This is a genomic window from Enterobacter sp. BIDMC92 (genome assembly GCF_001030225.1).
Lineage (GTDB): Bacteria > Pseudomonadota > Gammaproteobacteria > Enterobacterales > Enterobacteriaceae > Enterobacter > Enterobacter sichuanensis.
The window spans coordinates 1,322,970-1,346,148 of the sequence record NZ_KQ087598.1 but is presented as its reverse complement, the minus strand read 5'-3'; the positions used below and the strand labels follow the sequence as shown (position 1 = coordinate 1,346,148).

General features: G+C 55.1%; 22 protein-coding genes. 21 read left to right on the top strand and 1 reads right to left on the bottom strand.

What is annotated here, in order from left to right; translation table 11 throughout:
- Positions 1-135 precede the first annotated feature (135 nt).
- From miaB to rihA, 10 genes are all read left to right on the top strand, one after another.
- Positions 136-1,560 (top strand): tRNA (N6-isopentenyl adenosine(37)-C2)-methylthiotransferase MiaB, encoded by a 1,425-nt coding sequence (gene miaB / locus SP99_RS06090; protein WP_025756346.1) that lies wholly within the window; start codon positions 136-138, stop codon positions 1,558-1,560.
- 163 nt (positions 1,561-1,723) lie between these two features.
- Positions 1,724-2,770: a PhoH family protein gene (locus SP99_RS06085; protein ID WP_025756345.1), complete on the top strand. Its 1,047-nt coding sequence runs from the start codon at positions 1,724-1,726 to the stop codon at positions 2,768-2,770.
- Positions 2,767-3,234 (top strand): rRNA maturation RNase YbeY, encoded by a 468-nt coding sequence (gene ybeY / locus SP99_RS06080; RefSeq protein ID WP_047958024.1) that lies wholly within the window; start codon positions 2,767-2,769, stop codon positions 3,232-3,234. Before SP99_RS06085 ends, ybeY begins: the two co-directional genes overlap by 4 nt.
- An 89-nt stretch (positions 3,235-3,323) precedes the next feature.
- On the top strand, positions 3,324-4,202 hold the full coding sequence (gene corC / locus SP99_RS06075) for a CNNM family magnesium/cobalt transport protein CorC (protein ID WP_025756344.1): 879 nt from the start codon (positions 3,324-3,326) through the stop codon (positions 4,200-4,202).
- Between the two features lie 5 nt (positions 4,203-4,207).
- Positions 4,208-5,746, top strand: coding sequence for an apolipoprotein N-acyltransferase (gene lnt, locus SP99_RS06070; protein WP_047958023.1), 1,539 nt, complete (start codon positions 4,208-4,210; stop codon positions 5,744-5,746).
- Positions 5,747-6,154: 408 nt separating this feature from the next.
- Complete coding sequence (locus SP99_RS06065) at positions 6,155-7,060, top strand: amino acid ABC transporter substrate-binding protein (protein WP_008501049.1); 906 nt, start codon at positions 6,155-6,157, stop codon at positions 7,058-7,060.
- A 155-nt stretch (positions 7,061-7,215) separates the two neighbouring features.
- The gene (gltJ, locus tag SP99_RS06060; RefSeq protein ID WP_008501048.1) at positions 7,216-7,956 is read left to right on the top strand and encodes a glutamate/aspartate ABC transporter permease GltJ; all 741 of its coding nucleotides are present in this window, start codon (positions 7,216-7,218) and stop codon (positions 7,954-7,956) included.
- Positions 7,956-8,633 carry a glutamate/aspartate ABC transporter permease GltK gene (gltK, locus tag SP99_RS06055; protein ID WP_025756342.1) on the top strand — a complete coding sequence of 226 codons (678 nt, stop codon included), beginning with the start codon at positions 7,956-7,958 and terminating at the stop codon, positions 8,631-8,633. The genes gltJ and gltK overlap by 1 nt, the downstream gene beginning before the upstream one ends.
- Entirely contained in the window at positions 8,630-9,355 is a 726-nt protein-coding gene (locus SP99_RS06050; protein WP_008501046.1) for an amino acid ABC transporter ATP-binding protein, read from the top strand. The genes gltK and SP99_RS06050 overlap by 4 nt, the downstream gene beginning before the upstream one ends.
- Before the next feature lie 121 nt (positions 9,356-9,476).
- Positions 9,477-10,418, top strand: coding sequence for a pyrimidine-specific ribonucleoside hydrolase RihA (gene rihA / locus SP99_RS06045; RefSeq protein ID WP_047958022.1), 942 nt, complete (start codon positions 9,477-9,479; stop codon positions 10,416-10,418).
- A 172-nt stretch (positions 10,419-10,590) separates the two neighbouring features.
- Here rihA and SP99_RS06040 read toward each other — a convergent pair whose 3' ends face one another.
- Positions 10,591-11,073 carry a zinc ribbon-containing protein gene (locus tag SP99_RS06040; RefSeq protein ID WP_025756340.1) on the bottom strand — a complete coding sequence of 161 codons (483 nt, stop codon included), beginning with the start codon at positions 11,071-11,073 and terminating at the stop codon, positions 10,591-10,593.
- A 214-nt stretch (positions 11,074-11,287) separates the two neighbouring features.
- On the opposite strand from SP99_RS06040, the gene leuS reads away from it, so the two are divergent.
- The 11 genes from leuS to ybeD all read left to right on the top strand — a co-directional run bounded on the left by leuS (position 11,288) and on the right by ybeD (position 23,096).
- Positions 11,288-13,870 carry a leucine--tRNA ligase gene (gene leuS, locus SP99_RS06035; RefSeq protein ID WP_053060141.1) on the top strand — a complete coding sequence of 861 codons (2,583 nt, stop codon included), beginning with the start codon at positions 11,288-11,290 and terminating at the stop codon, positions 13,868-13,870.
- 14 nt (positions 13,871-13,884) lie between these two features.
- Entirely contained in the window at positions 13,885-14,454 is a 570-nt protein-coding gene (gene lptE / locus SP99_RS06030; protein WP_025756339.1) for an LPS assembly lipoprotein LptE, read from the top strand.
- Positions 14,454-15,485, top strand: coding sequence for a DNA polymerase III subunit delta (gene holA / locus SP99_RS06025; protein WP_047958020.1), 1,032 nt, complete (start codon positions 14,454-14,456; stop codon positions 15,483-15,485). The genes lptE and holA overlap by 1 nt, the downstream gene beginning before the upstream one ends.
- Complete coding sequence (gene nadD, locus SP99_RS06020) at positions 15,478-16,143, top strand: nicotinate-nucleotide adenylyltransferase (protein ID WP_025756337.1); 666 nt, start codon at positions 15,478-15,480, stop codon at positions 16,141-16,143. Before holA ends, nadD begins: the two co-directional genes overlap by 8 nt.
- Before the next feature lie 270 nt (positions 16,144-16,413).
- Positions 16,414-16,731 carry a ribosome silencing factor gene (gene rsfS, locus SP99_RS06015; RefSeq protein ID WP_003858696.1) on the top strand — a complete coding sequence of 106 codons (318 nt, stop codon included), beginning with the start codon at positions 16,414-16,416 and terminating at the stop codon, positions 16,729-16,731.
- Between the two features lie 3 nt (positions 16,732-16,734).
- Complete coding sequence (rlmH, locus tag SP99_RS06010; RefSeq protein WP_003858701.1) at positions 16,735-17,202, top strand: 23S rRNA (pseudouridine(1915)-N(3))-methyltransferase RlmH; 468 nt, start codon at positions 16,735-16,737, stop codon at positions 17,200-17,202.
- A 28-nt stretch (positions 17,203-17,230) separates the two neighbouring features.
- On the top strand, positions 17,231-19,132 hold the full coding sequence (mrdA, locus tag SP99_RS06005; RefSeq protein WP_025756336.1) for a peptidoglycan DD-transpeptidase MrdA: 1,902 nt from the start codon (positions 17,231-17,233) through the stop codon (positions 19,130-19,132).
- Between the two features lie 2 nt (positions 19,133-19,134).
- The gene (gene mrdB, locus SP99_RS06000; protein ID WP_013097590.1) at positions 19,135-20,247 is read left to right on the top strand and encodes a peptidoglycan glycosyltransferase MrdB; all 1,113 of its coding nucleotides are present in this window, start codon (positions 19,135-19,137) and stop codon (positions 20,245-20,247) included.
- A 16-nt stretch (positions 20,248-20,263) separates the two neighbouring features.
- Positions 20,264-21,376 carry an endolytic peptidoglycan transglycosylase RlpA gene (gene rlpA / locus SP99_RS05995; protein ID WP_047958019.1) on the top strand — a complete coding sequence of 371 codons (1,113 nt, stop codon included), beginning with the start codon at positions 20,264-20,266 and terminating at the stop codon, positions 21,374-21,376.
- A 139-nt stretch (positions 21,377-21,515) separates the two neighbouring features.
- Positions 21,516-22,727 (top strand): D-alanyl-D-alanine carboxypeptidase DacA, encoded by a 1,212-nt coding sequence (gene dacA / locus SP99_RS05990; RefSeq protein ID WP_025756334.1) that lies wholly within the window; start codon positions 21,516-21,518, stop codon positions 22,725-22,727.
- A gap of 105 nt (positions 22,728-22,832) precedes the next feature.
- Complete coding sequence (gene ybeD, locus SP99_RS05985; protein ID WP_003858718.1) at positions 22,833-23,096, top strand: DUF493 family protein YbeD; 264 nt, start codon at positions 22,833-22,835, stop codon at positions 23,094-23,096.
- Positions 23,097-23,179 lie beyond the last annotated feature (83 nt).

Sequence of the window (23,179 nt, the reverse complement as noted above, 5' to 3'; positions counted from 1 at the left end):
GGTCAATTTTCCTTATTGCAGAATCCCTTAAGTTTACCGGATTTTTTCGGTCATGAGACACATAACCTTCATACTGGTCACAACCCCACCAAAGCATTACAATACGCGGCTTGCAATCCTGAGCTGAGCAAGTCGATGACTAAAAAACTCCATATAAAAACCTGGGGCTGTCAGATGAACGAATACGATTCATCCAAGATGGCCGATCTGCTGGACACCACCCACGGATACCAGCTGACTGAAAATGCGAAAGAAGCCGATGTGCTGCTGCTAAATACCTGTTCAATTCGCGAAAAAGCGCAGGAAAAAGTCTTTCACGTGTTAGGCCGCTGGAAACTTCTTAAACGAAAAAATCCGGACCTGATCATCGGCGTGGGTGGCTGCGTTGCGTCGCAGGAAGGTAAGCTGATCCGCCAGAGAGCCCCGTATGTGGATATTGTCTTTGGCCCTCAGACCCTGCACCGCCTGCCTGAAATGATCAACAAGGTGCGCGGCGATCGTAGCCCGGTCGTTGACGTCAGCTTCCCGGAGATCGAAAAATTTGACCGTCTGCCAGAGCCGCGCGCCGATGGCCCGACCGCGTTCGTCTCTATCATGGAAGGCTGCAACAAATACTGTACTTACTGCGTGGTGCCGTATACCCGTGGTGAAGAGGTCAGCCGCCCGGCAGACGACATCCTGTTTGAAATTGCACAGCTTGCCGCCCAGGGCGTTCGCGAAGTCAACCTGCTGGGTCAGAACGTTAACGCCTGGCGCGGTGAGAACTACGACGGCACCACCGGCAGCTTTGCCGAACTGCTGCGTCTGGTGGCCGCGATTGACGGCATCGACCGTATTCGCTTTACCACCAGCCATCCGATGGAATTTACCGACGACATCATTGACGTTTACCGCGATACGCCGGAACTGGTGAGTTTCCTGCACCTGCCGATTCAGTGCGGTTCCGATCGCGTGCTGAACCTGATGGGCCGTCCGCATACGGTGCTGGAGTACAAATCCATCATCCGTAAGCTGCGTGAAGCCCGCCCGGATATCCAGATAAGCTCTGACTTTATTGTCGGCTTCCCTGGCGAAACCGCTGATGACTTCGAACGCACCATGAAGCTCATCGGCGAAGTGAATTTTGACGTCAGCTACAGCTTCATCTTCTCACCGCGTCCTGGTACCCCTGCGGCCGATATGGTTGACGATGTACCGGAAGAAGAGAAAAAACAGCGTCTGTACATTCTGCAGGAGCGCATTAACCAGCAGGCCAACGCCTGGAGCCGCCGCATGCTCGGCACCGTCCAGCGTATTCTGGTGGAAGGCACCTCGCGCAAGAGCATTATGGAACTCTCCGGACGTACCGAGAACAACCGCGTGGTCAACTTTGAAGGTACCCCGGACATGATCGGTAAATTTGTGGATGTCGAGATTGTTGAAGTGTTGACCAACTCGCTGCGTGCGAAAGTAGTACGTACCGAAGATGAGATGGGCCTGCGTATTGCAGAGTCACCAGAATCTGTGATTTCCCGTACCCGCAAAGAAAATGATTCTGGCGTGGGAATTTACCAGCCTTAATCCTTCAGGCCTGCCTCTTCGGCAGGCCTTGTATTTCCTCTCATCGTCCCCAATATCATCCGCAACGCTTGCGCCTTTATTCTGTGGCGTGAATAATTTCGGTAATGACCGTTTTATTACGTCCTGTCGCAACGGATCAGTTAACCAATCAATGAGGAACAGTTTGAACATAGATACGCGTGAAATTAGCCTGACGCCCGCAGACAACGCTCGCCTGCTGAGCCTGTGCGGGCCGTTTGATGACAACATCAAACAACTGGAGCGACGTCTGGGTATCGAAATCAATCGTCGCGATAATCATTTCAAACTTACCGGACGCCCTATCTGCGTCAACGCCGCCGCGGACATTCTGCGTAGCCTGTATGTCGATACCGCCCCGATGCGCGGCGAAATTCAGGATATCGAACCGGAACAGATCCACCTCGCCATTAAAGAGGCGCGCGTGCTTGAGCAGAGCGCGGAAAGCGTGCCGGACTACGGCAAGGCCATTAACATTAAGACCAAACGTGGCGTCATCAAGCCGCGGACACCAAACCAGGCGCAGTACATCGCCAACATTCTTGACCATGACATCACCTTCGGCGTCGGTCCGGCAGGTACGGGGAAAACCTATCTGGCCGTTGCCGCCGCGGTTGATGCGCTGGAGCGCCAGGAGATTCGTCGTATTCTGCTGACCCGTCCGGCTGTGGAAGCGGGCGAGAAACTGGGCTTCCTGCCCGGCGATCTGAGCCAGAAGGTTGATCCTTACCTGCGCCCGCTGTACGACGCTCTGTTCGAGATGCTGGGCTTTGAGAAAGTCGAGAAGCTCATTGAGCGTAACGTAATCGAAGTGGCCCCGCTCGCCTACATGCGCGGCCGTACGCTCAACGACGCGTTCATCATTCTTGATGAAAGCCAGAACACCACTATCGAACAGATGAAGATGTTCCTGACGCGTATCGGCTTCAACTCGAAGGCAGTCATTACCGGTGACGTGACGCAGATCGACCTGCCGCGCAGCACCAAATCGGGTCTGCGCCACGCCATCGAAGTGCTGGCCGAAGTCGACGAAATTAGCTTTAACTTCTTCCACAGTGAAGACGTGGTACGCCACCCGGTGGTCGCGCGTATCGTTAACGCCTATGAAGCCTGGGAAGAGGCAGATCAGAAGCGTAAGGCCGAACTGGCCGCAGAACGTAAGCGCGAAGCGCAGGAGCAAGAACAGAAATGAGTCAGGTGATCCTCGATTTACAGCTGGCCTGTGAAGATAATTCCGGCATGCCAGATGAGGCACAGTTTCAGAAATGGCTGGATGCCGTTATCCCCCAGTTTCAGGAAGAATCAGAAGTCACGATTCGTCTGGTGGATGAAGCAGAAAGCCACGAGCTTAACCTGACCTACCGCGGGAAAGATAAGCCAACCAACGTGCTCTCTTTCCCGTTCGAAGCTCCACCGGGTATCGAGATGCCGCTGTTGGGCGATCTGATCATCTGCCGTCAGGTGGTTGAACAGGAAGCCAAAGAGCAACAAAAGCCGCTGGAAGCCCACTGGGCGCATATGGTGATCCATGGCAGCCTGCATCTGCTCGGCTACGATCATATTGAAGACGACGAAGCGGAAGAGATGGAGTCCCTTGAGACAGAGATAATGCTTGCTCTGGGCTATGAGGATCCGTACATTGCCGAGAAAGAATAGTCCGTCACCTGACTGACTAACATGCCGCCACGAAAGGAGATTGCGTGGCGGTAAACGTTGAACTAACAAGAGAACCCTTAACAAACGCCATGAGCGACGACAATTCACACAGTAGCGACACGACAACCAGTAAAAAGGGATTTTTCTCCCTCATTCTGAACCAGCTTTTCCACGGCGAACCGAAAAACCGTGATGAACTGCTGGAGCTGATTCGTGATTCCGGGCAGAACGACCTTATCGACGAAGATACGCGCGAAATGCTCGAAGGGGTTATGGACATCGCCGACCAGCGTGTTCGCGATATCATGATCCCCCGGTCACAGATGATCACCCTGAAACGCAACCAGACGCTGGACGAGTGCCTCGATGTGATCATCGAATCCGCCCACTCACGTTTCCCGGTCATCAGCGAAGACAAAGATCACATCGAAGGGATTTTGATGGCGAAAGATCTGCTGCCGTTTATGCGCAGCGATGCCGAAGCCTTCAGCATGGAAAAAGTGTTACGCCAGGCCGTGGTTGTGCCGGAAAGTAAACGTGTGGATCGGATGCTGAAAGAGTTCCGCTCTCAGCGTTACCACATGGCGATTGTTATTGATGAATTCGGTGGCGTTTCCGGTCTTGTCACGATCGAAGATATTCTTGAGCTGATTGTCGGCGAAATCGAAGATGAGTATGACGAAGAGGAAGATATCGACTTCCGTCAGCTCAGCCGCCATACCTGGACCGTGCGTGCGCTGGCCTCCATCGAAGACTTCAATGACGCCTTCGGGACCCACTTCAGCGATGAAGAGGTGGATACCATTGGCGGGCTGGTAATGCAGGCCTTTGGTCATCTTCCGGCGCGCGGTGAGACCGTTGACATCGACGGTTACCAGTTCAAAGTGGCCATGGCCGACAGCCGACGTATTATACAGGTTCACGTCAGAACGCCGGACGATTCACCGGTGCCAAAACTGGAAGAGTAATGTAAATGGCATTTGCCCCACTGTTTGAACGCCAGCGCGTCCGTTTGCTGCTGGCGCTGTTAATCGGAGCCAGCGGTACGCTGGCTTTTTCTCCTTACGATATCTGGCCTGCGGCCATCCTCTCCCTGATGGGACTACAGGGTTTAACCCTGAATCGTCGTCCCGTCCAGGCTGCCGCCATCGGCTACTTCTGGGGGCTGGGGCTGTTTGGCTCAGGCATCAACTGGGTCTATGTCAGCATCGCCCAGTTTGGCGGTATGCCAGGCCCTGTTAATGTCTTCCTGGTGGTACTGCTCGCCGCGTACCTTTCACTGTATACCGGTTTGTTCGCGGGCATCCTTTCTCGCCTGTGGCCAAAAACCAGCTGGCTACGCGTCGCCATTGCCGCGCCCGTGGTCTGGCAACTCACCGAGTTCTTGCGCGGTTGGGTACTGACGGGCTTCCCGTGGCTGCAGTTCGGCTACAGTCAAATTGACGGCCCGCTAAAAGGTCTGGCGCCGGTGATGGGCGTTGAAGCCATCAACTTCCTGCTGATGGTGATCAGCGGCCTGCTGGTACTGGCGCTGGTCACGCGCTGCTGGAAACCGCTGGTGGTGGCGCTCGTATTGTTCGCCCTGCCTTTCCCGCTGCGCTATATCCAGTGGTTCACGCCCGAGCCCGGGCGTGCCATGCAGGTTTCCATGGTGCAGGGAAATATCCCGCAGTCCATGAAGTGGGACGAGAAAGAGCTGCTGAATACGCTGAAGATTTACGCCAACGCCACCGAAGAGGTGATGGGAAAATCACAGCTGATTATCTGGCCGGAGTCGGCGATCCCCGATCTGGAACTCAACCAGCAGCCGTTTCTGAACATGATGAACGATCTGCTACTCGCGCGCGGTAGCACGTTGATTACCGGCATTGTGGATGCGCGTCTGAACCAGCAGAACCGCTACGACACCTACAACACCATCATTACGCTCGGTAAAGACAGCGAATACAGTTACCACTCGACTGACCGGTATAACAAGAATCACCTGGTACCGTTTGGTGAGTTTGTTCCGCTGGAGTCGATTCTGCGTCCGCTGGCCCCCTTCTTTGACCTGCCGATGTCCTCTTTCAGCCGCGGGCCATACGTTCAGCCCCAGCTGCACGCGCACGGCTTTGCTCTGACGGCGGCCATTTGCTACGAAATCATTCTCGGCGAACAGGTGCGGGATAACTTCCGTCCGGACACGGACTTCCTGCTGACCATCTCTAACGATGCGTGGTTCGGTAAGTCGATTGGCCCGTGGCAGCACTTCCAGATGGCGCGCATGCGCTCCCTTGAGCTGGCGCGTCCACTGCTGCGCAGCACCAATAACGGCATTACCGCCGTGATTGGACCGCAGGGTGAAATTCAGGCCATGATCCCTCAGTTCACCCGTGAAGTGCTGACCACGACAGTCACGCCAACGACCGGGTTAACGCCATATGCGCGTACCGGCAACTGGCCACTGTGGATCCTGACCGCGCTGTTTGGCTTTGGCGCCGTGTTGATGAGTCTGCGTCAGCGTCGTAAATAACCCCTCACCCTGGCCCTCTCCCCTAAGGGGAGAGGGAATAGTCCACGCACCGTTTCACCATCCAGCTCTGCCTTTTCCCCTCTCCCTTCCAGGGAGAGGGATAGGGTGAGGGTCATTTCTGGCACGCCTATTGCTTTGTTTATTCAGGTAAACGCAGTTTGGCTTAATGTGCAACTTTGTCGCACCAGCGTAGATCACCGGTAGCACCGAAACGGTGCAACGGGAGATATTTGCCTCTGAATGGTGCGGCGCGCTTCGCAAAAATAAACAATAACGCAGCAAAATCTTTACATTAAGCCAGACTAAATGTTAACAAGCTTGCATAACACTGCACTCGCATCGCGCGAGATATAACAACATCACAATGGGTATCAATGCGTCACTGGCGCTGATAAGAAGGAGTTGGGTATGCAATTACGTAAACTGGCCACAGCAATGCTGGTGATGGGAATGTCTGCTGGCGTGGTCCACGCTGAAGATGCGCCGGCAGCCGGCAGCACTCTCGACAAGATTGCCAAAAACGGCGTGATCGTGGTCGGCCACCGTGAATCTTCTGTCCCGTTCTCTTACTACGACAACACGCAAAAAGTCGTAGGTTATTCACAGGATTACTCCAACGCCATCGTTGAAGCTGTGAAGAAAAAGCTGAACAAACCTGACCTGCAGGTGAAGCTGATCCCAATCACTTCACAGAACCGTATTCCACTGCTGCAAAACGGCACCTTTGATTTTGAGTGTGGCTCCACCACCAACAACCTCGAGCGTCAGAAACAGGCAGCCTTCTCGGACACCATCTTTGTTGTGGGCACCCGGCTGCTGACGAAGAAAGGCGGTGAGATCAAAGACTTCGCTGACCTGAAAGGGAAAGCGGTCGTGGTCACCTCCGGTACCACTTCAGAAGTGCTGCTGCACAAGCTGAATGACGAGAAGAAAATGGATATGCGCATCATCAGCGCTAAAGACCATGGCGACTCCTTCCGTACCCTGGAAAGTGGTCGTGCCGTCGCGTTTATGATGGACGACGCCCTGCTGGCGGGCGAGCGTGCAAAAGCGAAGAAACCGGACAACTGGGATATCGTCGGTACCGCGCAGTCGAAAGAAGCCTACGGCTGTATGCTGCGTAAAGACGATCCGCAGTTCAAAAAGCTGATCGATGACACCATCGCCCAGGTGCAAACCTCCGGCGAAGCGGAAAAATGGTTCGACAAATGGTTCAAGAACCCGATTCCACCAAAAAACCTGAACATGAACTTTGAACTGTCCGACGACATGAAGGCCCTGTTCAAATCACCCAATGACAAAGCTCTTAACTAATTAGAACAACAGGGGCGGGATCTCCTGCCCTCTCGATTGTCGGGAAGCACGGACAGACTATACGTTGAGTGGTCGTTCCCCACTCAGCACGAAAAATGAGCTTCTCACCAATCTTCGAGGGTAGCGCTGCTACCCTTTTTTTTCTGGAGTTTATTATGTCAATCGACTGGAACTGGGGCATATTCCTGCAACAAGCCCCGTTCGGCAACACCACCTATCTTGGCTGGCTGTGGAGCGGATTTCAGGTTACCGTGGCATTATCGATAACGGCGTGGATTATCGCGTTTCTTGTCGGTTCGCTGTTCGGTATTCTGCGTACCGTCCCTAACCGTTTCCTTTCAACACTGGGCACCCTGTACGTGGAACTGTTCCGTAACGTTCCGCTCATCGTGCAATTCTTTACCTGGTATCTGGTTATCCCGGAACTGCTGCCTGAAAATATTGGCATGTGGTTCAAATCGGAACTGGATCCGAATGTACAGTTCTTTGTCTCCTCAATGATGTGTCTGGGGCTGTTTACCGCTGCGCGCGTTTGTGAGCAGGTGCGTGCCGCCATTCAGTCATTACCCCGTGGACAAAAAAATGCGGGCCTGGCGATGGGGTTAACCCTGCCGCAAACCTACCGTTACGTGCTGCTGCCTAACGCTTACCGCGTGATCGTCCCACCGATGACCTCTGAGATGATGAACCTGGTGAAAAACTCGGCCATCGCCTCAACCATCGGTCTGGTCGATATGGCGGCTCAAGCGGGAAAGCTGCTGGATTACTCCGCGCACGCGTGGGAATCCTTCACCGCAATCACGCTCGCGTATGTTCTGATTAACGCTTTCATCATGCTGGTGATGAACCTGGTTGAACGCAAAATTCGCCTGCCGGGCAATATGGGGGGCAAATAATGTACGAGTTTGACTGGAGTTCTATCGTTCCCTCTATGCCATACCTGCTTGATGGCCTGGTGATTACCTTAAAAATCACGCTTATTGCCATCATCGTCGGTATCGTCTGGGGTACCCTGCTGGCCGTCATGCGCCTTTCGAGCTTTAAGCCGCTCGCCTGGTTTGCAACCGCCTACGTCAACGTTTTCCGTTCCATCCCGCTGGTGATGGTGCTGCTGTGGTTTTATCTGATTGTGCCCGGCTTCCTGCAAAACGTGCTGGGGCTGTCACCGAAAACCGATATCCGCCTGATCTCCGCGATGGTGGCGTTCTCGATGTTTGAGGCCGCCTACTATTCAGAGATTATCCGTGCGGGCATTCAGAGTATCTCCCGTGGACAGTCCAGCGCCGCGCTGGCACTGGGGATGACGCACTGGCAGTCCATGCAGCTCATTATTCTGCCGCAGGCGTTTCGCGCCATGGTTCCACTCCTGCTGACCCAGGGTATCGTACTGTTCCAGGATACCTCCCTGGTCTACGTGCTGAGTCTGGCAGACTTCTTCCGTACCGCGTCCACCATCGGTGAACGTGATGGTACGCAGGTCGAGATGGTGCTCTTCGCGGGAGCGGTCTATTTTGTGATTAGTTTAAGCGCGTCGCTGTTGGTCAGCTGGCTGAAGAAAAGGACGGTACAATGATTTCCCTGAAAAATGTTTCTAAATGGTATGGGCACTTTCAGGTGCTGACCGACTGCTCCACCGAAGTGAAAAAAGGCGACGTGGTGGTGGTGTGCGGACCGTCCGGCTCCGGTAAATCGACGCTGATCAAAACCGTCAACGGACTGGAGCCGGTGCAGCAGGGTGAGATCGTGGTCAACGGCACCAAAGTTAACGACAAGAAAACCAACCTCGCTCAGCTTCGCTCTCACGTTGGGATGGTGTTCCAGCATTTTGAGCTGTTCCCTCACCTCTCCATTATTGAGAACCTGACCCTGGCGCAGGTGAAAGTGCTTAAGCGTGATAAAAAAGCATCGCGCGAGAAAGGCCTGAAACTGCTGGAACGCGTTGGGCTCGCGGCCCATGCCGATAAGTTCCCGGCACAGCTCTCTGGCGGCCAGCAGCAGCGTGTGGCGATTGCCCGCGCGCTGTGCATGGATCCTGTGGCGATGCTGTTTGACGAACCTACGTCGGCCCTCGATCCGGAGATGATCAACGAAGTGCTGGACGTTATGGTTGAGCTGGCGCATGAAGGGATGACCATGATGGTGGTAACCCATGAGATGGGCTTCGCACGTAAAGTGGCCAACCGCGTGATCTTTATGGATGAAGGGAAGATCGTGGAAGACTCACCGAAAGAGGAGTTCTTCGCTAACCCGAAATCAGAACGTGCGAAAGATTTCCTCGCGAAAATCCTGCACTAATCTTCTCAGTGCGCAATCTGCGGATTGCGCACTGCCTCACGCTTTCGCTCACTTCTTCTCGTCGTGTGTCCCATTGCAGCGTTAACCTTGTCACAAAATAACGCTATGAATGGAGAACGCTATGGCACAACCTATTATTTTCGATTGCGACCCGGGTCATGATGACGCGATCGCGCTCGTCCTTGCACTTGCCTCCCCTGAGCTCGACGTCAAAGCCGTCACCTCTTCTGCCGGAAACCAGACGCCGGATAAAACCCTGCGTAACGCTTTGCGCATGCTGACGCTGCTTAACCGCACGGATATTCCTGTCGCTGGCGGTGCCCTCAAGCCCCTGATGCGTGAATTAATTATTGCGGATAACGTGCACGGTGAAAGTGGGCTGGACGGTCCGGCGCTGCCGGAGCCGGGCTTCACGCCGCAAAACTGTACCGCCGTGGAGCTGATGGCAAAGGTGCTGCGTGAGAGCGCGGAACCCGTGACCCTGGTGGCAACGGGACCGCAAACCAACGTCGCGCTGCTGTTGAACAGCCATCCTGAACTGCACGGCAAAATTGCCCGTATCGTCATCATGGGCGGGGCGATGGGGCTCGGTAACTGGACGCCGTCCGCTGAGTTCAACATTTTTGTCGACCCGGAAGCGGCGGAGATCGTCTTCCAGTCCGGTTTGCCGATTGTGATGGCAGGGCTGGACGTTACCCACCGCGCGCAGATTATGGCCGACGACATTGAACGTTTCCGTTCCGTGGGTAACCCGGTCGCCACAACCGTGGCTGAGCTGCTCGACTTCTTTATGGAGTATCACAAAGCCGAGAAGTGGGGATTCCACGGCGCACCGCTGCATGACCCCTGCACGATCGCCTGGCTGTTAAAGCCGGAGATGTTTACCACGGTGGACCGATGGGTAGGCGTTGAGACACAGGGGAAATATACCCAGGGCATGACGGTGGTGGACTACTACTCGCTGACGGGGAATAAACCGAATACAACGGTGATGGTGGATATTGACAGACAGGCGTTTGTGGATTTGCTGGCGGAGAGGCTGGCTTACTACAGTGCGCCCTGATGCCCTCACCCCAACCCTCTCCCACGGGAGAGGGGCGCAGACACTAAAAACGGCAACATAGTTGCCGTTTTGCGTTTACCTTGTGCGGCCTGATGCCCTCACCCCAACCCTCTCCCACGGGGAGAGGGCGCAGACACTAAAAACGGCAACGTGGTTGCCGTTTTGCTTTTATTTATGGCTCAAACGGCCGACGCTGGAACTGGTCGTGCCCGCATTTCGGACACAGCGGCAGCACATCCGGCGTATACACCGCAATATGGTGATGGCATTTCTCGCACACCAGATTTCCCAGCCCAACCACTTCCCCACTCTGGTACACACCGTGGTGGTTCAAATCCTGAAACACCTCGCGCCACTCCAGCTGCGTTTTATCAGTAATATCGGCCAGCTCCTGCCACAGACTCTCTTTAATCACCCGCATAAAGACGCTGTCGGCGATCTCATCCTGGCTCTCCTCGTAGCTGCGCGCAAACTCTTCCAGGTCACGGCGCACGGCACGGGTCACCTCTTCCACTTCGGTTCGCGTTAACTCACCCGTTTGCGTCACCCGGGCACGAGCCTGCTCCACCAGCGCGTCAATATCGCGCTCGCCGTTACGCAGCCGTTCCGTCAGTGTCGCCACCAGTTCGCGGTAAAATTGAGCAACCTTGTTCATCATTTTGCCTCCCGGGTAAGTAACTATTTCTAATAATAGACCTTATTTCATCGCCGCTTTGTCAGGTGAAGCACAGACCCGGTAAATTCCTGCAAAGCGCATTTGTGCGAAAGGCTGTTTTGACGCGGGCGTTTGGGCTATGCTATGCGGATCTGAATTACCACATCCATTGGCTACATTTGTAGCTGTATTGAAAACAGGACCACTGGCTGCCATGCAAGAGCAATACCGCCCGGAAGAGATAGAATCAAAAGTCCAGCAACACTGGGACGAGAAGCGCACCTTTGAAGTAACCGAAGACGAGAGCAAAGAGAAGTATTACTGCCTGTCGATGCTTCCCTATCCTTCTGGTCGACTACACATGGGCCACGTGCGTAACTACACCATCGGTGATGTGATTGCACGCTACCAGCGCATGCTGGGCAAGAACGTTCTGCAGCCAATCGGCTGGGATGCGTTTGGCCTGCCTGCGGAAGGCGCAGCGGTAAAAAACAATACGGCGCCAGCCCCGTGGACGTACGACAATATCGCGTACATGAAAAACCAGCTCAAAATGCTGGGCTTTGGCTATGACTGGAGCCGCGAGCTGGCAACCTGTACCCCGGAATACTATCGCTGGGAACAGAAGTTCTTCACCGAGCTGTACAAAAAAGGCCTGGTTTACAAGAAGACGTCTGCCGTTAACTGGTGTCCGAATGACCAGACCGTTCTCGCTAACGAACAGGTTATCGACGGCTGCTGCTGGCGCTGTGACACAAAAGTTGAGCGTAAAGAGATCCCGCAGTGGTTTATCAAAATCACCGCTTACGCTGACGAACTGCTGAACGATCTGGATAGTCTGGACCACTGGCCGGATACCGTTAAGACCATGCAGCGCAACTGGATCGGCCGTTCTGAAGGCGTGGAAATTACCTTCAACGTTGAGAACTACGACCAGACCCTGACCGTCTATACCACCCGTCCGGACACCTTCATGGGCGCGACCTACCTGGCCGTGGCCGCAGGTCACCCGCTGGCGCAGAAAGCGGCAGAAAATAATCCGGAACTGGCCACCTTCATCGACGAATGCCGCAACACCAAAGTGGCTGAAGCCGATATGGCAACGATGGAGAAAAAAGGCGTGGATACTGGCTTCAAAGCCATTCACCCACTGACCGGCGAAGCCATTCCTGTCTGGGCCGCCAACTTCGTGCTGATGGAGTATGGCACGGGTGCCGTAATGGCCGTTCCGGGTCACGACCAGCGCGACTACGAATTTGCCACCAAATACGGCCTGACCATCAAGCCTGTTATCCTGGCGGCTGACGGTTCTGAACCAGACCTGTCCGAACAAGCGCTGACCGAAAAAGGCACCCTGTTCAACTCCGGCGAGTTCAGCGGCCTGAGCTTCGAAGAGGGCTTTAACGCCATTGCCGACAAACTGGCTTCTCTGGGCGTAGGTGAGCGTAAGGTGAACTACCGTCTGCGCGACTGGGGCGTCTCCCGTCAGCGTTACTGGGGTGCGCCAATTCCAATGGTGACCCTGGAAGATGGCACCGTGATGCCAACGCCAGACGATCAGCTCCCGGTGATCCTGCCGGAAGACGTGGTCATGGACGGTATCACCAGCCCGATCAAAGCCGATCCCGAGTGGGCCAAAACCACCGTCAACGGCCAGCCTGCGCTGCGTGAAACTGACACCTTCGACACCTTTATGGAATCATCCTGGTATTACGCGCGTTACACCTGCCCGCAGTATCAGGACGGCATGCTGGACTCCAACGCGGCAAACTACTGGCTGCCGGTTGATATTTACATCGGCGGTATTGAACACGCCATCATGCACCTGCTCTACTTCCGCTTCTTCCATAAACTGATGCGCGACGCGGGCATGGTGAACTCTGACGAGCCTGCTAAACAGCTGCTGTGCCAGGGCATGGTGCTGGCAGATGCGTTCTACTACGTGGGTGCAAACGGCGAGCGTAACTGGGTTTCTCCGGTCGATGCGATCGTTGAGCGCGACGAGAAAGGCCGTATCGTGAAGGCGAAAGACGCCGAAGGTCATGAGCTGGTCTATACCGGCATGAGCAAGATGTCCAAGTCTAAAAACAACGGCATCGACCCGCAGGTGATGGTTGAGCGTTACGGTGCGGATACCGTGCGTCTGTTCATGATGTTTGCCTCTCCGGCAGACATGACCCTGGAATGGCAGGAGTCAGGCGTTGAAGGGGCGAACCGCTTCCTGAAGCGCGTCTGGAAACTGGTTTACGAACACACCTCACTGGGCGATGCTCCGGCCCTGAACGCCGCCGCCCTGACGGAAGATCAGCAGGCGCTGCGCCGTGATGTTCATAAAACGATTGCGAAAGTGACCGATGATATTGGTCGTCGTCAGACCTTCAATACCGCAATTGCGGCTATTATGGAACTGATGAACAAACTGGCGAAGGCGCCGCAAGAGGGCGAGCAGGATCGTGCCTTAATGCGTGAAGCGCTGCTGGCCGTCGTTCGCATGCTGAACCCGTTCACGCCTCACGTCAGCTTCACCCTGTGGCAGGAGCTGAAAGGCGAAGGCGATATCGACAACGCGCCGTGGCCAGAGGCTGATGAAGCCGCGATGGTGGAAAACACCACGCTGGTTGTGGTCCAGGTAAACGGTAAAGTCCGCGGTAAAATTACCGTGGCGGTCGACGCAACCGAAGAACAGGTTCGCGAGCGCGCGGGCCAGGAACCGCTGGTCGCAAAATATCTTGAGGGCGTTACCGTACGTAAAGTGATCTACGTACCAGGTAAATTGCTGAATCTGGTCGTTGGCTAAGCGCGGGAGGAAACGTGCGACAACTGGCAACAATACTCTTATCTCTGGCGGTGCTTGTCACCGCTGGCTGTGGCTGGCACCTGCGCAATACCACGGCGGTGCCTGCTGAGATGAAAACGATGATTTTCGACTCATCGGATCCTAACGGTCCACTCAGCCGCGCAATTCGTAATCAGTTGCGTCTGAACGGCGTTGAGCTGATCGAAAAAGGCACCCTGCGCCAGGATGTACCGTCTCTGCGTGTGCTGGGGATGACGCTCAGCAAAGATACGGCCTCTATCTTCCAGGACGGCCATACCGCAGAGTATCAGATGGTCATGGCGGTTAACGCGGCAGTTCTGATCCCGGGTAAAGACATCTACCCGATCAGCACGAAAGTGTACCGTTCGTTCTTCGATAACCCGCAGACGGCGCTGGCAAAAGATGCCGAACAGCAGATTATCATCAACGAAATGTACGACAAGGCAGCGGAACAGCTGATCCGTAAACTGCCAGCTATTGCAGCGTCAAAAAAACAAGGATCTGACATTGTTGAAAAACCGGATGCCGACGCGTCTCCTGTTTCTACCTCAATGGGTAACTGATGATCAGGCTGTATCCTGAACAACTCCGCGCGCAGCTCAATGAAGGGCTGCGCGCGGCGTATCTGCTCCTCGGTAACGATCCGCTATTACTACAGGAAAGCCTGGATGCCGTGCGACACGCGGCGGCCGCTCAGGGCTTCGATGAACACCACACCGTCCAGCTGGATAACAATACCGACTGGAATGCCCTCTTCTCGCTTTGCCAGGCGATGAGCCTGTTTGCCTCGCGTCAGACGATCCAGATCCTGCTGCCAGAGAATGGTCCGAACGCCGCCATTAATGAACAACTGGCCACGCTGGTCAGTCTGTTACACAGCGATCTGCTGTTGATCGTGCGTGGCAATAAGCTGACGAAAGCGCAGGAAAACGCGGCGTGGTTTACCCAACTCGCGACCCATGCGGTGCAGGTCACCTGTCAGACGCCTGAGCAGGCGCATCTGCCAAAATGGGTGGCAGCACGCGCAAAGCAGAACAACCTTCAGCTGGATGACGCGGCAAATCAACTGCTCTGCTACTGCTACGAAGGCAACCTGCTGGCCCTCGCGCAGGCGCTGGACCGGCTCGCCCTGCTCTGGCCGGATGGCAAGCTGACCCTGCCGCGCGTCGAGCAGGCCGTTAACGACGCGGCGCACTTCACGCCGTTCCACTGGGTTGATGCCTTGCTGTCGGCGAAGAGCAAACGCGCCCTGCATATTCTGCAGCAGCTGCGCCTTGAAGGCAGCGAGCCGGTCATTTTGCTGCGCACGCTCCAGCGCGAACTGCTGTTGCTGATCGCGCTCAAGCGACAGTCTGCCCATACGCCCTTGCGCGCGCTGTTTGATAAACATCGGGTGTGGCAAAATCGCAGGGCGTTAACCACCGAGGCCATCAACCGCCTGAGCCATGAACAGCTGCGTCAGGCAGTACAGCTTCTGATGCGCGCTGAGCTCACGTTAAAACAAGATTACGGTCAGTCGGTCTGGGCGGAGCTGGAAAGCCTTTCTCTGTTGCTCTGCCACAAGGCGCTGGCTGACGTTTTTATTGATGGATAGTATGCACTCTCTCCAGGCCCTGTATGGTGGCACCTTCGACCCGGTACATTACGGGCATCTGAAGCCGGTTGAAATTCTGGCGAATCTGATTGGTCTTCAGCGCGTTATCATTATGCCCAATAATGTCCCGCCTCATCGTCCGCAGCCCGAGGCAACCAGCGAGCAACGAAAAGCGATGCTCGCCCTGGCCATCGCGGATAAACCGCTCTTCAGCCTTGATGAGCGCGAGTTGCGCCGCGACACGCCCTCCTGGACGTCGCAAACGCTGCAGGAGTGGCGCGCAGAACACGGGCCAGACCAGCCGCTGGCCTTTATCATCGGTCAGGACTCTCTGCTGAATCTCCCCACCTGGCATCAGTACGAAACCATTCTGGAGAACAGCCACCTGCTCGTCTGCCGTCGTCCGGGCTATCCGCTGACCATGCGCGAAGCACAGTATCAGCAGTGGCTGGAAGATCATCTCACCGACAATATAGAAGATCTTCACACACAGCCGGCCGGGAAGATTTATCTGGCGGAGACGCCGTGGTTCGATATCTCTGCGACCCTCATTCGCGAGCGTTTACAGCACGGTTTAGCCTGTGACGATTTGCTACCGGCCCCGGTGCTGGCGTATATCCATACGCACGGTTTGTATCAGAAAAGCGCAGATGAATAGCCGAAGGGCATAATTAAGTGGCTTATTGTTTTTCCTGCCTTGACAGGGTAAGCCATACTGTTATCCTCCGCTGCCAGACTTTCCCGCCGATCATTGCTTTACAGAAATTGTTTTACAAAAATGGCGATGCAATCTCAGGCGGAGGGTGGGATGATACCCGCCTTCAAAAGCCGGGCAGGAGACATTTGTCCCGTTACAGGCCTGAGTTCAGGTATACTGTCTGGCTACGAATTCAACGTTATACAATCTCATTCACCCCAGGGGGAAAACTTGCAGGGTAAAGCACTCCAGGATTTTGTTATTGACAAAATTGATGACCTGAAAGGTCAGGACATCATCGCTATCGACGTTAAGGGTAAATCCAGTATTACCGACTGCATGATCATCTGCACCGGTACCTCTACGCGTCATGTTGTTTCAATTGCCGATCACGTGGTGCAGGAATCGCGTGCTGCAGGGCTGTTGCCCCTCGGCGTTGAAGGTGAAGCGACCGCTGACTGGGTGGTTGTCGATCTCGGCGATGTGATTGTCCACGTCATGCAAGAAGAGAGCCGTCGCCTGTATGAGCTGGAAAAACTCTGGGGTTAATGCGTGAAGTTGCAGCTGGTCGCCGTCGGCACCAAAATGCCGGACTGGGTACAAACCGGTTTTACTGAATATCTGCGTCGTTTTCCAAAAGACATGCCGTTCGAACTGGTGGAGATCCCCGCCGGAAAACGCGGCAAGAACGCCGATATCAAACGTATTCTCGATAAAGAGGGTGAACTGATGCTGGCAGCCGCAGGCAAAAACCGCATCGTCACTCTCGATATTCCAGGGAAGCCCTGGGATACGCCGCAGCTGGCGCACGAACTGGAGCGCTGGAAGCAGGATGGTCGTGACGTCAGTCTGTTGATTGGCGGGCCTGAAGGGTTGTCCCCTGCCTGCAAAGCGGCAGCAGAACAAAGTTGGTCTCTCTCCGCGCTGACGCTTCCCCACCCGCTCGTTCGGGTACTGGTGGCAGAAAGCCTGTATCGCGCGTGGAGCATTACTACCAACCACCCCTATCACCGCGAGTAATGACTGACCAGGGTAGATTAAGCAGCGGATGAAACTACAGAATTCTTTTCGCGACTATACGGCTGAGTCCGCGCTGTTTGTGCGCCGGGCGCTGGTCGCCTTTACCGGGATTTTGCTGCTTACCGGCGTGCTGATCGCCAACCTTTATAATCTGCAAATTGTCCGCTTTACCGATTACCAGACGCGTTCAAACGAAAACCGGATCAAGCTGGTGCCCATCGCGCCCAGCCGCGGCATTATTTACGATCGTAACGGCACCCCGCTGGCGTTAAACCGCACCATCTATCAAATCGAGATGATGCCGGAAAAAGTCGATAACGTTCAGGACACGCTGGAAGCATTGCGAAGCGTGGTCGATCTTAACGATGACGATATCGCGGCCTTCAAAAAAGAGCGCGCCCGTTCCCACCGTTTCACCTCCATTCCGGTTAAAACCAATCTGACGGAAGTCCAGGTGGCCCGCTTTGCGGTGAATCAGTACCGTTTCCCCGGCGTGGAAGTGAAAGGTTACAAGCGTCGTTACTACCCTTACGGCTCCGCGCTGACGCATGTCATTGGCTACGTCTCCAAGATTAACGATAAAGACGTCGAGCGCCTCGATAAAGACGGCAAGCTGGCGAACTACGCAGCAACGCACGATATCGGCAAGCTGGGCATTGAACGCTACTACGAAGATGTTCTGCATGGGCAGACCGGCTATGAAGAGGTTGAGGTGAACAACCGCGGCCGCGTCATTCGTCAGCTGAAAGAGGTGCCGCCTCAGGCGGGACATGACGTTTATCTGACCCTCGACCTTAAACTGCAGCAGTATATTGAAACCTTACTGGCGGGCAGCCGTGCGGCCGTGGTGGTCACCGATCCTCGTACCGGTGGCATCCTGGCGATGGTGTCAATGCCAAGCTATGACCCGAACCTCTTTGTTGACGGCATCTCCAGTAAAGACTATTCCGGCCTGCTGAATGACCCGAACACGCCGCTGGTGAACCGCGCTACGCAAGGGGTTTACCCGCCAGCGTCAACGGTTAAACCGTACGTGGCGGTCTCTGCGCTGAGTGCTGGTGTCATCAACCGTAATACCAGCCTGTTTGACCCCGGCTGGTGGCAACTTCCGGGGTCGGAAAAACGCTATCGCGACTGGAAAAAATGGGGCCACGGCCATCTGAACGTGACGAAATCGCTGGAAGAGTCCGCGGATACCTTCTTCTACCAGGTGGCGTACGATATGGGTATCGACCGTCTGTCAGAGTGGATGAGTAAGTTTGGCTACGGACATTACACCGGGGTGGACCTTGCCGAAGAACGCTCTGGCAACATGCCAACCCGTGAGTGGAAGCTGAAGCGCTTTAAGAAACCGTGGTATCAGGGTGACACCATTCCGGTGGGTATCGGCCAGGGCTACTGGACGGCAACGCCGCTTCAGATGAACAAAGCCATGATGATCCTCATCAATGACGGCGTGGTGAAAGTCCCTCACCTGCTGCAAAGTACCGTTGAAGACGGCAAAAAAGTGCCCTGGAACCAGCCGCACGAAGCGCCTGTGGGTGACATCCATTCAGGCTTCTGGGAAATCGCGAAAGACGGGATGTACGGCGTGGCAAACCGTCCGAACGGTACCGCGCATAAGTATTTCGCCGGTACGCCTTATAAAGTGGCCGCGAAATCCGGTACGGCGCAGGTATTTGGTCTGAAAGCCAACGAAACCTATAACGCCCACCGCATTGCCGAACGTCTGCGTGACCATAAGCTGATGACGGCGTTTGCCCCTTATGATAACCCGCAGGTCGCGGTGGCGATGATTCTGGAAAACGGCGGTGCCGGCCCTGCGGTCGGGACCATCATGCGCCAGATCCTTGACCACATTATGCTGGGTGATAACAACACCGAACTGCCGGCTGAAAACCCGGCCGCCGCTGCGGCGGAGGACCAATAATCATGACGGATAATCCAAATAAAAAATCGCTGTGGGATAAAATCCACATCGACCCAGCCATGCTGCTGATCCTGCTGGCTCTGCTGGTTTACAGTGCCCTGGTTATCTGGAGCGCCAGCGGCCAGGACATCGGCATGATGGAGCGTAAAATTGGCCAGATCGCGATGGGTCTGGTCATTATGGTGGTGATGGCGCAGATCCCGCCGCGCGTCTATGAAGGCTGGGCGCCCTATCTTTACATCTTCTGTATTATTTTGCTGGTTGCGGTAGACGCGTTTGGCGCCATCTCAAAAGGGGCGCAGCGCTGGCTGGATCTGGGCGTTGTCCGCTTCCAGCCCTCGGAAATCGCCAAAATCGCCGTACCCCTGATGGTGGCACGCTTTATCAACCGCGACGTCTGTCCGCCGTCTCTGAAAAATACCGCCATCGCGCTGGTGCTGATTTTCCTGCCAACGCTGCTGGTCGCGGCGCAGCCTGACCTGGGAACCTCAATCCTCATCGCCCTCTCCGGCCTGTTCGTTCTTTTCCTGTCGGGCCTGAGCTGGCGTCTGATTGGCATCGCGGTGGTGCTGGTTGCCGCGTTTATTCCGATTCTCTGGTTCTTCCTGATGCATGATTACCAGCGCCAGCGCGTCATGATGCTACTCGATCCGGAAACCGATCCGCTGGGCGCGGGCTATCATATTATTCAGTCTAAAATTGCGATTGGCTCCGGTGGCCTGCGCGGTAAAGGCTGGCTGCACGGTACACAGTCGCAGCTGGAGTTTTTACCGGAACGCCACACCGACTTTATTTTCGCCGTACTGGCAGAAGAGCTGGGGCTGGTGGGCATCTTAATTTTGCTGGCGCTATACGTCCTGCTGATCATGCGCGGATTGTGGATTGCAGCACGCGCGCAAACCACCTTTGGTCGCGTTATGGCAGGCGGGTTGATGCTGATTTTATTCGTTTATGTCTTCGTAAATATTGGTATGGTGAGTGGTATTCTGCCGGTGGTTGGCGTGCCGCTGCCGCTGGTGAGTTACGGAGGCTCGGCACTGATTGTGTTGATGGCCGGGTTTGGTATCGTGATGTCGATCCATACCCACAGAAAAATGTTGTCAAAAAGCGTATAAAAATAAGGGGATCGGAATGCGTAAGCAGTGGCTGGGGATCTGCATTGCGGCAAGTTTACTTGCGGCCTGCACAAGTGATGATGGTCAGCAACAGGCAACCGTCGCGCCGCCGCAGCCTGCGGTGTGTAATGGCCCGATCGTTGAAATCAGCGGTGCCGATCCCGTTTATGAACCGCTGAATGCCAGTGCGAATCAGGATTACGAGCGCGACGGCAAAAGCTACAAAATTGTTCAGGATCCTTCCCGCTTCAGTCAGGCTGGCTTTGCCGCCATTTATGATGCCGAACCCGGCAGTAACCTGACGGCGTCCGGGGAGGCCTTCGACCCAATGCAGCTGACAGCAGCACACCCGACGCTGCCGATCCCGAGCTATGCCCGTATCACCAACCTGGCGAACGGCCGTATGATCGTTGTGCGCATCAATGACCGCGGCCCGTACGGCAATGACCGGGTGATCTCCCTGTCTCGCGCGTCCGCCGATCGCCTGAACACGTCGAATAACACCAAAGTCCGTATCGACCCGATTATCGTGGCGCAGGATGGTTCGCTCTCCGGACCGGGTACCGCCTGTACGACAGTGGCGAAACAGACCTATGCCCTTCCCGACCGTCCAAATCTTGACGGCGGAATGGGAAGCGTCTCTTCTCCGGCCGAACCTGCTCAGCCGGGGGGAGAAATCCGTCCAATCAGCAATGACACGCTGCAAAGTGATGATTCAACGGGCGCACCGGTAAAGAGTAGCGGCTTTCTTGGCGCACCAACGACCTTAGCCTCGGGCGTGCTTGAAGGCAGTGAGCCGACACCCGCCCCTGCTCCTGTGAGTGCACCAGCAGCTCAACCGGCGCCCGTAACGGCGCCAGCGGCCACGCAAAGTACGGTGGTGGCAGCTCCGGCAGCGGCCAGCGGCAGCTATGTGGTGCAGGTAGGCGCAGTGAGCGATCAGGCTCGGGCCCAGCAGTATCAACAGCGTCTGAGCCAGCAGTTTGGCGTCCCGGGACGCGTTGAGCAAAACGGTGCGGTCTGGCGTATTCAGATGGGGCCGTTTGCCAGCAAAGCGCAGGCAGCGTCCCTGCAGCAGCGTTTGCAAAATGAAGCTCAGCTTCAGTCATTTATCGCTGTGGCAAAGTAGTTAATCGGCGGTGTCCGAAATGTCAGTTTGTGTAAAACACATTCACAAACTCATGCTTAAAGTCGGATGCCTGCCTGAATAGCATTTGCTATAGTAAGGCACTTTTTTTAATTCCATCACGGATGTCGTAGTTCTGACCATGAAGACCACTTTTTCTGCTCGTTTTGTGCAGCGCATGGCGCTGACCACGGCCCTTTGCGCTGCTGCACTTTCTGCAGCTCACGCCGATGACCTGAATATCAAGACCATGATCCCTGGCGTTCCGCAAATCGACGCGGAATCCTACATCCTGATCGATTACAACTCTGGCAAAGTGCTGGCAGAACAGAATGCTGATGCCCGCCGCGACCCGGCCAGCCTGACCAAAATGATGACCAGCTACGTTATCGGCCAGGCGATGAAAGCCGGGAAATTCAAGGAAACTGACCTGGTCACCATCGGTAACGATGCGTGGGCAACCGGAAACCCGGTGTTCAAAGGGTCGTCTCTGATGTTCCTGAAACCGGGTATGCAGGTTCCAGTTTCTCAGCTCATTCGCGGGATCAACCTGCAATCGGGTAACGATGCCTGTGTGGCGATGGCCGATTTTGCTGCCGGTAGCCAGGACGCCTTCGTGGGCCTGATGAACAGCTACGTGAACGCGCTGGGTCTGAAAAACAGCCATTTCCAGACCGTACACGGTCTGGACGCCGACGGTCAGTACAGCTCCGCGCGTGATATGGCGCTCATTGGTCAGGCGCTGATCCGCGATGTACCTAACGAATACGCCATCTATAAAGAGAAAGAGTTCACCTTCAACGGTATTCGTCAGACCAACCGTAACGGCCTGCTGTGGGATAACAGCCTGAACGTTGATGGCATCAAAACGGGCCATACTGACAAAGCGGGTTACAACCTGGTGGCCTCTGCCACTGAAGGTCAGATGCGCCTGATCTCAGCCGTGATGGGCGGCCGTACCTTTAAAGGTCGTGAAACAGAAAGCAAGAAACTGCTGACCTGGGGCTTCCGTTTCTTCGAAACCGTGAACCCACTGAAAGCAGGTAAAGAGTTTGCTTCCGAACCCGTCTGGTTCGGCGACAACGACCGTGCCTCCCTTGGCGTGGATAAAGATCTGTACCTGACCATTCCGCGCGGTCGTATGAAGGATCTCAAAGCCAGCTACGTCCTGAACAGCACCGAGCTGCATGCGCCACTGCAGAAAAACCAGGTTGTAGGCACCATCAATTTCCAGCTGGATGGCAAGACGATCGATCAGCGTCCGCTGGTTGTCCTGCAAGAAATTCCTGAAGGTAATTTCTTCGGCAAAATCATTGATTACATTAAATTGATGTTCCATCACTGGTTTGGTTAAAAATTGAACACTTGAAAGTGTGATTTTGATCCCCATATACTAAGTATCCTGATAACTCCCACCTGACGTGGGAGTTATTCTTTTTGACGTTACGCCGGAGCTGACATGAAAACCAAACTTAACGAACTGCTTGAATTCCCTACCCCATTTACCTACAAAGTAATGGGTCTGGCGAAGCCTGAGCTGGTTGATCAGGTGGTTGAAGTGGTACAGCGCCATGCGCCGGGTGACTACTCTCCGTCAGTAAAACCAAGCAGCAAGGGCAACTACCACTCGGTTTCTATTACCATCACCGCTACACACATTGAGCAGGTTGAGACGCTGTACGAAGAGCTCGGCAATATCGAAATTGTTCGTATGGTGCTGTAGTCCCTTTGCGGTTACCCGGTTTGCCGGGTAACCCATCTCCCCGCTGTGATATACTCCCCCGCATCTTTTGTCCCTCGTCTTCG